The organism is Cognatiyoonia sp., assembly GCF_965661665.1.
GTDB lineage: Bacteria > Pseudomonadota > Alphaproteobacteria > Rhodobacterales > Rhodobacteraceae > Cognatiyoonia.
On record NZ_CBFIEO010000029.1, the window covers coordinates 1 to 11,715 of the forward strand.

The following is an 11,715-nucleotide window of genomic DNA, read 5'->3' on the forward strand; positions in this document are numbered from 1 at the left end:
GGGTCAAGTCCAAGAGCGCGCACCCAGCCATCAACAAGTGGTTGCTGGTTCTGTTTGTAGGCTATGAAGACAATCGTTGTTTCTCCCGGGAACCCTTGAGGCAGCGTCACACTGCGCCCGTTCAGATCGTCAGCAGTTACATTGGGAAACACGCCCTGCGCAGTGGCAGATGCTGTGCTTATTAAAAAAGCTAGGAGGGCAAAAGCTAAACAACGCATTAAAAAACTTCTTATTTTGGGGTCTTTACGTTGGCAAGGAAACTCTATCATCGAATAACGCTATTTGGAACCATAAGCGCTGACGTCAGACAGCTTCGCACTAAACGCGGAAGCCACGGAAACGCCTACTTCACGCAAAAAAAACAGGCAGACAATCGAAAAGTGCAAAAAAAAGGATCAACTAACTCTGACCGTCTGTGAATTTCTCCGTCCGGCTGGAACTATTCCACATACAAAGGTTTGTTCTACGAGCGCTCAGCGCAATCGATACGTCTCACAGGACCATCTTGGCAGATTGAACCCCTGTGAGACGCCAACGTTACTGCTGTGCCACCACAGATAGGCCATATGAGGCTTCTCCGAAAGACTTGGGGGATAAATTTGGTGTGCACGGCCAAAATAGGAAACACATTATGGTTAGATTTCTTCCGGTAAGCTCAGTCGTCGCGGCCAGCCTTGTTGCGGCGTCAGCTGCGCACGCATGCGCGGACCCGGTTAAAGTAGGTGTTCTACACTCTTTGTCTGGAACAATGGCTATTTCTGAGACAACTCTAAAAGATACAATGGAATTATTGATCGAACAGCAAAACGCGGATGGCGGTGTGCTTGGATGCAAAATCGAAGCTGTTGTCGTTGATCCAGCATCCGATTGGCCACTTTTTGCCGAGAAAGCCCGCGAATTGCTCACGGTACATGAGGTGGATGTCATCTTTGGAAACTGGACATCAGTGAGCCGCAAGTCCGTTCTTCCGGTGATTGAAGAGCTTAATGGCCTACTATTTTACCCTGTTCAGTATGAAGGCGAAGAAAGCTCCAAAAATGTCTTCTACACAGGTGCAGCGCCTAACCAACAAGCGATCCCAGCAACAGATTACTTCCTTGAAGAACTGGGCGTTGAAAAATTTGCTCTTCTGGGAACGGATTACGTCTACCCAAGGACAACAAACAACATTCTCGAAAGCTATCTGCAGTCTAACGGTATCGCAGCAGAAGACATCTTCGTGAACTACACCCCATTTGGTCATTCTGACTGGGCAACGATTGTTGCTGACGTCGTCGCCCTTGGTGCAGACGGTAAGCAAGTCGGCGTGATTTCCACAATCAACGGCGACGCAAACATTGGCTTCTACAAAGAACTGGCAGCTGCAGGTATTTCTGCTGACGACATTCCAGTTGTTGCCTTCTCTGTTGGTGAGGAAGAGCTGTCCGGCCTCGATACAACAAACCTTGTCGGTCACTTAGCTGCTTGGAACTACTTCCAATCCGCTGAATCTGAAGTAAACGAAGAATGGATCGCAGCGTGGAAAGCCAAGATGGGCGATGAGCGTGTGACCAACGACCCAATGGAAGCGCATTACATCGGGTTCAACATGTGGGTGAACGCAGCGACAGAAGCAGGCACAACTGACGTTGATGCGGTTCGTGCAGCCATGTACGGTCAAGAGTTTCCGAACCTAACAGGTGGTACAGCCATTATGCTTCCGAACCACCACCTCGCAAAGCCAGTTTTGATTGGCGAAATTACTGCGGATGGTCAGTTCGACATCGTGAGCCAAACAACAGAAGTCCCAGGCGATGCCTGGACAGACTACTTGCCTGAGTCTGCGGTTCTCGTATCAGATTGGCAGGAACTTGGTTGCGGTATGTACAACACCGAAACTGAGACCTGTGTACAGCTGACTTCCAACTACTAACAAGGCAACGCGCTGCACGGCTTGATGCTGCGCAGCGCAAACTTCTTTAGGGAATTACGGGCAAGATGCTTTTGCTGCGATACTTATTGATGGCGCTTGCGCTTTGCCTGATGCCTGCGAGCCAGATCCAAGCTCAAACTCTACAAGACATTCTACAAACTCATGCAGACGAAGTCGCAAATCCGAGTCGTCGATCGGTCGGCGTTTTTTTGGACGACCTATTGGCCAACGGAAATTCTCAGGCGGTTCCGTTTCTTGAAGCGTGGCGCAATCGCGAAATTGTCCAGCGTGACGTGGACGGACTGTTCTTTCGCCAAAGCGAAGATCTCCTGTTTGATTTGGAAACCGGAAGTGAAGTTGGTTCTGCTGACGAAATAAGTGCAATCCGTCCGAACGGCGGTGTACGCCGCGTCATTGGTGAAGCACTGGTGCAATTCCAGTTGCTTGATCCAGATATTACCAAACGAATTGAAGCTGTTGACGCAATCGCACGCGCAATGGAGGCAACGCAATTAGAACCTTTGGCCGCGTCGATCGATGCCGAACCCGACCCAGCACTGAAAACGCGCAAACAACGCCTGAACGTCATGTTGATCGCGCTTTATGGAGCGGAAACGGATTTACGTGTTGCTGCTATTGGATCTTTGTCGGAAGATATTTCTATCGAAACGCGCGCCGTGTTGAACACGATCCTTCAAACCAGCCTCCAATTCGCTCAGGAGGTGCCAGAGGGCGCAAATGTCGCGGGCATTCTGGAGCCAGGCCAAGATTTAACCGTGGACGAAGCCTACACTTATTTGGTTGAGGCTGAATTGGCAGATGCACTGGTCACAGCGGCACAAATCAAAGATTCACTCATCGCAAACATAAGTGATGGTCAGGTATCTGGCACGCCGGTCGGTGAACTTAATAACGAGCCTACAAGGATCTCAGCCTATCAAGCACTTGCATCCGAAGGACTCGTCCCAGCATTGGTCGACACCGACAGTATTGCGGACGTCGTCGATACTTTTGTTTTCTTCCTACAATACGAAGAAAGCGACGCCGCTGTGACGAATGCAGCAACCGAAGCTCTAAATACGATCGAAAGTCAGGTCGCCGTGTCTCAGGCGATCGATCTCGGCCTCGATGGGCTTTCTCTCGCATCGATCTATTTTCTCGCTGCGATCGGGCTTGCCATTACCTTCGGCGTCATGGGCGTCATCAACATGGCGCATGGCGAATTTATAATGTTGGGGGCCTACACCGGGTACGTCGTGCAGATTTTTGTCCCCAACTATACCCTGTCGATCTTGATTGCCCTGCCGCTTGCTTTTGCTGTGACCTTTGGCGCTGGCGTCACTATGGAACGCTTGGTGATCCGGCATCTTTACCACCGGCCTCTCGAGACCCTGCTGGCAACTTTTGGTATTTCGATCGCGCTGCAGCAGCTCGCCAAAAACATCTTTGGCACCCAGGCCCGCCCATTGACATCCCCGGCATGGCTCGATGGTGCCTTGGTCATCAACGATGTGATTTCCATAAGCTATATCCGGATTGCGATATTCGTCTTGGCGTTGATCTTCCTCGCATTGATCGTCTTCATTCTGAAACGTACGCGTTTGGGTTTGGAGGTACGCGCAGTGACCCAGAACTCTGGCATGGCGGCCTCTATGGGGATCAATCCCGACAGGATTAATATGCTCACTTTTGGGCTGGGCTCTGGCATCGCCGGGATCGCCGGTGTCGCGATTGGGCTTTACGCAAAGGTCACCTCGGAAATGGGGTCCGACTATATCGTGCAAAGCTTCATGACCGTCGTTGTCGGTGGTGTTGGTAACGTCTGGGGCACCCTTGCCGGAGCGGGAATGATCGGCGGATTGCAAAAGGTGATTGAGTGGATGAACCCATCAAACACTTTGGCGGCACAGACTTACATGATCCTGTTTATCATTCTTTTCATTCAGTTCCGACCAAAAGGTATTGTTGCCCCGAAGGGCCGAGCTGCGGCGGAGTAAGACCATGCGAAAGACATTTATCACTGAAAACCCGTCTATCCTTTGGTTCTTGCTCGTTCTTTCGATCTTTACCTTGGGTGTCACCGTTCTGTCCGAAGTCACCGGAGTGGCGCTCATCTCGACCAGTTTCGTGAAGACGCTAGGAAAGACCTTATGTCTTTGCCTTGTCGCGGTCGCGATGGACGTGGTTTGGGGCTATTGCGGCATCCTTTCGCTCGGACATTTCGCCTTCTTCGGCCTTGGCGGGTATGCCATCGGAATGTGGCTCATGTATGCTCGAACCGAAGCTATTGTGATTGAAAGCCTTGCCAGCCAGCCTTTGCCACCGGCACCTGAAGAAATCACCTCTGCCATCAGCAATCAGATATTCGGTGTAGTCGGAAGCTCAGAATTTCCGTTCATTTGGGCGTTTGCGGACAGCTTGTTTTTGCAGCTTATTTTCGTTGTCCTGACACCCGGTCTGCTCGCCCTTGGTTTCGGATGGCTTGCCTTCCGCAGCCGCGTTACTGGTGTCTATCTCTCCATCCTCACGCAAGCCATGACGCTAGCATTGTCGCTCTATCTCTTTCAGAATGACAGCGGATTGCGCGGCAACAATGGACTCTCTGGCCTTCAAAACATCCCAGGCTTCGAAGATGCTTCCCAGGCCTCAATATCTTTGGTCTTCTTTTGGGTTTCTGCGCTTGCACTGGGTCTCTGTTACATCTTTTTTGCATGGATCGTGGCCGGCAAGATGGGCAGTGTAATCAAAGGGATCAGAGACAACGAAGCGCGCGTTCGTTTCCTTGGCTATGACGTGGAGCGATATAAGCTCTTCGTCTTCACAATAACCGCTATCGTTTCCGGTATCGCCGGTGCACTTTACTATCCTCAAGCAGGTATCATTAACCCTGGCGAGATTGCACCAATCGCGTCAATTTATCTTGCCGTTTGGGTCGCCATAGGTGGACGAGGACGTCTGTACGGCGCGGTTATCGGTGCGGCTTTTGTTTCACTCTTATCAAGCTGGTTTACCGGTGGCGGCGCGCCTGATATCCCGCTTGGGTTCTATACTATTCAGTGGACCGATTGGTGGTTGGTCCTACTAGGTTTCTCATTCGTCGCAGTTACTTTGTTCTTCCCGCAAGGGATCGGTGGGCTGTTCGACAAGTTGGTGAGGAAAGACACATGAGCGGCGCACTGTTAGAAGTAAACGGTGTCTCCGTCTCGTTTGATGGCTTCAAAGCCATTAACAATCTTTCAATCCACTTCGATAAAGCCGAACTGCGGGCAATCATTGGACCGAACGGAGCCGGAAAGACGACTTTCATGGACATCGTGACCGGTAAGACAAAGCCGGACGTTGGCTCCGTCAAATGGGGAGAGCAGAATATTTCGTTGTTGGAGATGAGTGAAAGTGCAATCGCGATGGAAGGGATCGGTCGTAAGTTTCAGAAACCAACGGTTTTCGAAGCTCAAACCGTGCGCCAGAACCTTGCCATGGCACTGAAAAACCCCCGAGGACCATTCGTGGTCTTGGCGCATCGCAAGACAGCCCGGAACGCCGAGCGGATTGAGGCAATCGCAAAAGAAATCGGTTTAGCAGAAAGCCTGACACGCATCGCTGGGGAGCTGAGCCACGGGCAAAAGCAATGGCTCGAAATTGGTATGCTACTGGCACAAGAGCCACGCCTGCTTTTGGTTGATGAACCCGCTGCAGGAATGACCGTCGACGAAAGAGAAAAGACAACTGCTATTCTAAAGGAGGCCGCAAAGACACGGGCCGTGGTTGTGGTGGAGCACGACATGGAATTTGTGCGACGGTTGGACTGCAAAGTAACGGTCTTGCATGAGGGCGCGGTGCTCGCGGAAGGGTCGTTGGACTACGTTACCTCACAGCAAAGTGTCATCGACGTTTACCTAGGGCGCGATCATGCTTGAAATCAAAGACCTCTCACTAAAGTACGGTCAAAGCCAGATTCTATATGACGTCAGCCTGACGGCCGATGTTGGTAAGATTACAACCGTCATGGGCAACAACGGCATGGGCAAGACAAGCTTGCTCAAATCTATCGCCGGTCGACATCCCTTTTTCGAAGGGACATTGACGATTGACGGGCAACCTTTGGTGCACCCGACCGCACACGAAGCGGCGCGCGTGGGCATAGCCTACGTCCCTCAGGGGCGTGAGATCTTTCCCATGATGACTGTCTTAGAGAACCTCGAAACTGGTTTCGCCTGCCTGCCCGTATTGGATCGCTCCGTTCCAGACATGGTCTATAAGCTCTTTCCCGTTCTAGCAAAAATGCGTTCAAGACGCGGCGGCGACCTGTCGGGGGGGCAGCAGCAGCAATTGGCCATCGCAAGAGCCCTCATAACGAAACCAAAAGTGCTCTTGCTGGACGAACCTACGGAAGGCATTCAGCCAAACGTCATCCAACAAATCGGCGAAGCGCTGACCAGTTTGCGTAATGACAACCAATTGGCGATCATCTTGGTTGAGCAAAATGCAGATTTTGCTTATGGGATCGCCGATGACATTGTGATCATGTCCCGCGGGCGGATCGTTTCCCAGTCAGACCGCAAAGGCCTGACGAAAGAGGCCCTTTTAGAGCACTTAGCGCTTTAGGGAGGTTGATAGACATTATCTTGTCTTTTCCAGCTCAAAACTGGGCTTATTCAATGCTTTTGCATCGGAGGCGATATCTTGCGGTCAAAAACATCAGGTTTCAGGCTATTCACGACAATTAAATGAAAAATAGGTAGTGGCAGAAGCGCAGACACCTTAGTCGCGTTATGCACCAACGACCGGTTCGGGAATACGCGCCGTTCGCTGCGGCTTGTGTGAACTCACACAACGCGGGACATTCCAGACTTTGACGCTTTCTTTGTTAACGGCTGCTTCCAGAGTTTGGCGGCCACGCGTTTGTTAAGTGCTGTATTGAACAGCGGTACCGTATCATCGAGGAAAATCATGGTCTCGGACCCTTAGACCGTGGTTTTTCTTACTGCATCGACGAATCTTTTGACGGTGTCTGAATTACCCGATTTGCGAAATGCAACGTATAGGTCAATGAGGTTTTCGCATGGTTCAAACGGGACGAAGGAAACACCCGGCGGGGCGATATTCCTGACCCAGGCAGGTGCCAATGCAATTCCGAGTCCCTGAGCTGCAAACTGCAACATTGTTGACTTATCAATGATCTCACAGACAATGTTTGGTTGAGCGCCAATCTTGCGAAAACCGCTCCACAACGCTTCGTGCAGGATTGGTCGGGCGTGTTTGGGATACCCGACGATTGGCTGGTTGGCGATATCGGACGCCGACAAAGAGGCAGAGCTTGAAAGAGGGTTTGTATCGGCAAGGACCACTAAAACCGGCTGCCGATGAAGCAGCTCACTGGTAATAAAATCGTCTTGTTGAGGGGTGCGCACGAAGGCCACATCAGTACGATGGCCAATCAACTCTTGGGAATGTTGTTCAGAAGACGAGGTTTCCAATACTTGCACATGGACCTTTGGGTCCGTCTGACGAAAGGCTAGGAGAGCTTTGGGCAGCAGCATTGATATCGCCTCATCGACCCCGCTCACACGGATGTGGCGTAGGTCAGACTCGGCGGTGTGGCGAACATTTGAGACCGCCCTTTCGATATCGGCAAGTATCCTTTTGGCATCCTGGACGAACTCTGACCCAGCTTGGGTCAGGCTAACCTGACGGGTTGTTCTGAAAAACAACCGAGCGCCAAGTTCATGTTCCAACGCAGAGACTCGTTCAGACAAGGCGGATTGGCTTAGCCCCAGACGTTCGCCTGCGCGACGGAAGTGAAGTTCTTCTGCGACGGCAACGAAGCATTCTAACTGTCTGATGTCCAATCTGTGTTTCCTTATTGGTCTACTTGATGACGCTGACCCGCATCTCGCTTTTCAAGCCCGCCTCATAGTCTCGGATCGCACCCGCATGTTCCAATGAGTCCAGCGTATCATCGCGTCCTCGCATCAGCGCTGTTTGTGTAGCGTCGTCCATCTCGAATGGCGCGCTCATTTCACCAGTTGTGATCGTGCGGCAATTAAGGTCGATTGTTATCTCGGCACCGTTGCCTGCGACCTCCAAAAGCAAGTCCCGCGTCTCTGGCGAGACAATCGGCAGTGCCAAACCATTCTTTCGCGCATTATCGTAGAATATTCCGGCGAAACTTGTTCCGATACAGGCATCAATCCCAAGCTGGCGCATGCCCCAGACGGCGTGTTCGCGACTGGACCCACAGCCGAAATTGTCGCCGACAACCAGAATATTGGCCTTAGTCCAAGGTGTTTTATTCAAGATAAAGTCGGGGCGAGGACCCCCAGCATTGTCAAAGCGCAGATCTGCGAAAGTGCCGTCCGCCAATCCTTCGCGGGTGATCGTTATCAGGAACCGCTTGGGCATAATCACGTCTGTGTCGACATTCGCCAGCGGCAAAGGTGCTGCAACCCCTTTGATCGTTTTTATCATCTGGTTGTCTTTCATTTGAAATCTCGCACATCAGCAAGATGCCCCGCGACAGCAGCCGCCGCGACCATTGCAGGTGACATAAGGTGCGTGCGTGCACCGCGGCCCTGTCGCCCCTCAAAGTTCCGGTTGGTTGACGAGGCGACGCGTTCACCATCCATCGCGATGTCGTCATTCATCGCTAGACACATTGAACAGCCCGCCTCCGGTCGCCATTCAAAACCTGCGGCCTCAAAGATCGCGCGCAGACCTTCGGCTTCGGCTTTGATCCGCGTCATGGCAGAGCCGGGCACGACGATGGCTTCGACGCCCACCGCGACCTTCCTACCTTCGAGTATCTTGGCCGCCTCGCGCAGGTCTTCAATCCGGCTGTTGGTGCAAGACCCGATAAAGGCCGTGTCGATTGCGATCGACTGGGCTGACTGCCCCTCGGTGAGCCCCATGTATTGCAAAGACCGCTCCAAAGCGGCTTTGGCTTTTGGAGAGACATAATCGGATGCGACCGGCACATGCGCAGTGATCGGCACCGATTGATCCGGACTTGTGCCCCAGGTGACCAGCGGTTCGATATCGCCCCCTGCAATCGTGACCTCTTTGTCAAAGACGGCGTCAGGGTCGCTGTGCCAGCCCTCGCCATTGAACGCAAACCGACTGCTATGAGAGTGGCCTTGCAATGCCGCTTCGGTGACCTCGTCCGCTGCGATCAAAGCCGCACGCGCGCCTAACTCAACCGCCATATTGCAAACGGTCATGCGTCCGGCCATGTCGAGGCTGCCAATGGCGGAGCCTGCAAACTCCAACGCAAATCCATTGGCCCCACCTGCGCCAACGACCTGCACGACTTTCATGATGATATCTTTCGCCGTCACGCCGGGTGCGGTTTCGCCGTCGATCATCACCCGCATGGTTTTCATGCGTTTGTAGCGCAGCGTCTGCGTGGCTAGGACATGTTCCACTTCGGATGTACCGATGCCAAACCCCAACGCGCCGTATGCGCCATAAGTTGTGGTGTGGCTGTCGCCGCAGGCAATTAACATGCCGGGTGTGACCAACCCCTGTTCGGGAACCACGACGTGTTCAATGCCTTGCCGTGGGTCGCCCAGACCGAAAAAAGCGATGTCGTGCTTGGTGCAATTGGATTCCAGATTGTCGATCAGGAGTTTGGACGCCGCATCATGCGGCTCATTGCTGCGGGTTGCGTTCACGTGATCGACCACAGCCAGATGCGCCTCGGGCCGCCAAACGCTTAGCCCCTTTGTGTTCAGACCCGAAAAGGCCTGCGGGCTGGTGTATTCATTCATGATGTGGAAATCGACATAGATCAGCATGTCGCCATCTGGCAGATCGCACACCTTGTGGGCGTCGACCAGTTTGTCATAAAGTGTCCGGCTCATGTGGTTGCCTTTGCGTGAATTGGGTTCCGAGCAAAGAAATCCGACATGCGTGCGGCGATGTCATCCGGGATTTCTTCGGCCATGTAGTGCGTGGTGTCGAGTGCTTCACCTTCAACCTTTTCAGCCCGCTGTCGCCAAAGGGCAAGCGCGTCAAAGCAAGTCTCAATCACACCGCGTTTCGCCCAAAGGGTCAGAATGGGCATGCGAAGTTTGCGGCTCTGATCCGCATCATCATGTGCGATGTCGATCGTGGCGGCGGCACGGTAGTCTTCACAGCTTGCATGAATAGCGTTGGGGTCTGCGAAGGCATTTAGGTATTCTGCCAAAGCTTCGGGTGAAAACGGATTATCGCCGCGTGCCTGATTGAAGCATTTCAGCTTCCAGAACCCTTCGGGATCTGCGCCGATCATGCGTTCAGGCAGTGGGCTTGGCTGGGTCAGAAAGAACCAGTGCCAATACGCATGCGCGAATGCAGCACTTGTGCCCGCATACATTTCGCGGGTTGGCGCGATGTCGAGCAATGCCATGGCTGAGACGCGGTCAGGGTGGTCCAGACCCAACCGATGCGCGACCCGCGCACCGCGATCATGGGCACCAACAAGAAACCGCTCATGGCCCAAACGTTGCATGACAGCGACAATGTCGTTCGCCATAGCCCGCTTTGCATAAGGCGCATGCGCCGCATCGGACGCTGGCTTGTCAGACCGACCGTAGCCGCGCAGATCAGGGCAAATGACCTGAAACGTACGTGCCAGTATGGGGGCCACACCGTGCCACATGGCGGACGTCTGCGGATACCCGTGCAAAAGTATCAGCGGCGGCGCACCAACAGGTCCAGCTCGGCGGACGAACAGCGTCGCACCATCGCCTACGATACGCTCTTCCACGAAATTCTTGAACATTTCGATCCCCCTAAGGACATGAATTTTTATCCACTATCTCAGATTAAATCAAAAGGTTTAATCGGCAAAACTGATTAGTAATGCCGACTAATCCTCATGTGAAACCTCGATAGTCTTTGAAGACATTCGCAGCATCGCATGGTGCCGCGAACCGGATCAGAGGAGGACACCATGAAATTTCTGCTAACCACTGCACTATCCCTGACGTTGGCGACCAGCGCGACGTCGGCTTTCGCGGCTTGCGACGAAGGCGAGATCGTCATCAAGTTCAGCCACGTCACGAACACAGATAAGCACCCCAAGGGGATCGCCGCTACATTGCTGGCCGAGCGCGTCAACACAGAGATGGACGGAACAGCCTGTATGGAGGTTTTCCCGAACTCCACCCTTTATGATGACAACAAAGTGCTAGAAGCGCTACTGCAGGGTGACGTTCAACTCGCCGCGCCGTCTTTGTCAAAGTTTGAAAAGTTCACCAAGCAATTCCGCATCTTCGACCTGCCTTTCATGTTTGAAGACATCGAAGCGGTTGATGCGTTTCAAGCATCTGAGGCTGGGCAGGCACTGCTTGACAGCATGCAGAATCGAGGTCTTCAGGGTCTGACCTTCTGGCACAATGGCATGAAGCAAATGTCCGCCAATGTTCCTTTGATGTCACCAGCAGACGCTGACGGGCTCAAGTTCCGCGTGATGTCATCCGACGTTCTTGTCGCGCAGATGGAAGCGATCGGTGGCGCGCCGCAAAAGATGGCCTTCTCAGAGGTCTATGGCGCACTTCAGCAAGGCGTTGTCGATGGCCAAGAAAACGTTTGGTCCAACATCTATGGCAAAAAGTTCTTTGAGGTTCAGGACGGCATTACCGAAACCAACCACGGTGTTATTGACTATTTGGTCGTGACAAATGTCGATTGGCTTGAAGACTTGGATGCCGATGTCCGTGACCAATTCTTGATGATCTTGGATGAGGTCACAGAGCTGCGAAACGCAGAGTCCTTTGCGGTGAACCAAGCCAACCGTCAGGCCATCATCGATGCCGGTGGCG

Annotated in this window: 11 protein-coding genes; 6 read left to right on the forward strand and 5 right to left on the reverse strand. The window is 52.8% G+C overall.

The window, feature by feature from the left end:
* On the reverse strand, nt 1–269 hold a 269-nt coding region (locus tag ACTF5F_RS13435), incomplete at its 3' end, for a hypothetical protein (protein WP_438957378.1).
* Nucleotides 270–631: 362 nt separating this feature from the next.
* Here ACTF5F_RS13435 and urtA point away from each other — a divergent pair.
* The 5 genes from urtA to urtE all read left to right on the forward strand — a co-directional run bounded on the left by urtA (nt 632) and on the right by urtE (nt 6,517).
* Nucleotides 632–1,912: an urea ABC transporter substrate-binding protein gene (gene urtA, locus ACTF5F_RS13440; RefSeq protein WP_438957388.1), complete on the forward strand. Its 1,281-nt coding sequence runs from the start codon at nt 632–634 to the stop codon at nt 1,910–1,912.
* A 65-nt stretch (nt 1,913–1,977) separates the two neighbouring features.
* Entirely contained in the window at nt 1,978–3,909 is a 1,932-nt protein-coding gene (urtB, locus tag ACTF5F_RS13445) for an urea ABC transporter permease subunit UrtB (RefSeq protein WP_438957379.1), read from the forward strand.
* Between the two features lie 4 nt (nt 3,910–3,913).
* A complete protein-coding gene (gene urtC / locus ACTF5F_RS13450; RefSeq protein WP_438957380.1) occupies nt 3,914–5,080 on the forward strand; it encodes an urea ABC transporter permease subunit UrtC in 1,167 nt (388 codons plus the stop codon).
* A complete protein-coding gene (urtD, locus tag ACTF5F_RS13455) occupies nt 5,077–5,829 on the forward strand; it encodes an urea ABC transporter ATP-binding protein UrtD (RefSeq protein ID WP_438957381.1) in 753 nt (250 codons plus the stop codon). Before urtC ends, urtD begins: the two co-directional genes overlap by 4 nt.
* Nucleotides 5,822–6,517 (forward strand): urea ABC transporter ATP-binding subunit UrtE, encoded by a 696-nt coding sequence (urtE, locus tag ACTF5F_RS13460; protein WP_438957382.1) that lies wholly within the window; start codon nt 5,822–5,824, stop codon nt 6,515–6,517. The genes urtD and urtE overlap by 8 nt, the downstream gene beginning before the upstream one ends.
* Nucleotides 6,518–6,876: 359 nt before the next feature.
* Here the strand turns inward: urtE and ACTF5F_RS13465 are convergent, their stop codons facing one another.
* From ACTF5F_RS13465 to ACTF5F_RS13480, 4 genes are read right to left on the reverse strand one after another with little or no spacing between them, the layout of a single operon-like run.
* Nucleotides 6,877–7,761 carry a LysR family transcriptional regulator gene (locus ACTF5F_RS13465; protein WP_438957383.1) on the reverse strand — a complete coding sequence of 295 codons (885 nt, stop codon included), beginning with the start codon at nt 7,759–7,761 and terminating at the stop codon, nt 6,877–6,879.
* Nucleotides 7,762–7,780: 19 nt separating this feature from the next.
* Nucleotides 7,781–8,380 carry a 3-isopropylmalate dehydratase small subunit gene (leuD, locus tag ACTF5F_RS13470; RefSeq protein WP_438957384.1) on the reverse strand — a complete coding sequence of 200 codons (600 nt, stop codon included), beginning with the start codon at nt 8,378–8,380 and terminating at the stop codon, nt 7,781–7,783.
* 11 nt (nt 8,381–8,391) lie between these two features.
* Nucleotides 8,392–9,771: a 3-isopropylmalate dehydratase large subunit gene (leuC, locus tag ACTF5F_RS13475; RefSeq protein ID WP_438957385.1), complete on the reverse strand. Its 1,380-nt coding sequence runs from the start codon at nt 9,769–9,771 to the stop codon at nt 8,392–8,394.
* Complete coding sequence (locus ACTF5F_RS13480; RefSeq protein ID WP_438957386.1) at nt 9,768–10,673, reverse strand: alpha/beta fold hydrolase; 906 nt, start codon at nt 10,671–10,673, stop codon at nt 9,768–9,770. Before ACTF5F_RS13480 ends, leuC begins: the two co-directional genes overlap by 4 nt.
* 171 nt (nt 10,674–10,844) lie before the next feature.
* Between ACTF5F_RS13480 and ACTF5F_RS13485 the strand changes: the two genes are divergently transcribed.
* On the forward strand, nt 10,845–11,715 hold an 871-nt coding region (locus tag ACTF5F_RS13485; RefSeq protein WP_438957387.1), incomplete at its 3' end, for a DctP family TRAP transporter solute-binding subunit.

Coding starts and splice junctions, on each gene's coding strand:
- urtA (WP_438957388.1), top strand. CDS start 632: ATGGTTAGATTTCTTCCGGTAAGCTCAGTCGTCGCGGCCAGCCTTGTT.
- urtB (WP_438957379.1), top strand. CDS start 1,978: ATGCTTTTGCTGCGATACTTATTGATGGCGCTTGCGCTTTGCCTGATG.
- urtC (WP_438957380.1), top strand. CDS start 3,914: ATGCGAAAGACATTTATCACTGAAAACCCGTCTATCCTTTGGTTCTTG.
- urtD (WP_438957381.1), top strand. CDS start 5,077: ATGAGCGGCGCACTGTTAGAAGTAAACGGTGTCTCCGTCTCGTTTGAT.
- urtE (WP_438957382.1), top strand. CDS start 5,822: ATGCTTGAAATCAAAGACCTCTCACTAAAGTACGGTCAAAGCCAGATT.
- leuD (WP_438957384.1), bottom strand. CDS start 8,380: ATGATAAAAACGATCAAAGGGGTTGCAGCACCTTTGCCGCTGGCGAAT.
- leuC (WP_438957385.1), bottom strand. CDS start 9,771: ATGAGCCGGACACTTTATGACAAACTGGTCGACGCCCACAAGGTGTGC.
- ACTF5F_RS13480 (WP_438957386.1), bottom strand. CDS start 10,673: ATGTTCAAGAATTTCGTGGAAGAGCGTATCGTAGGCGATGGTGCGACG.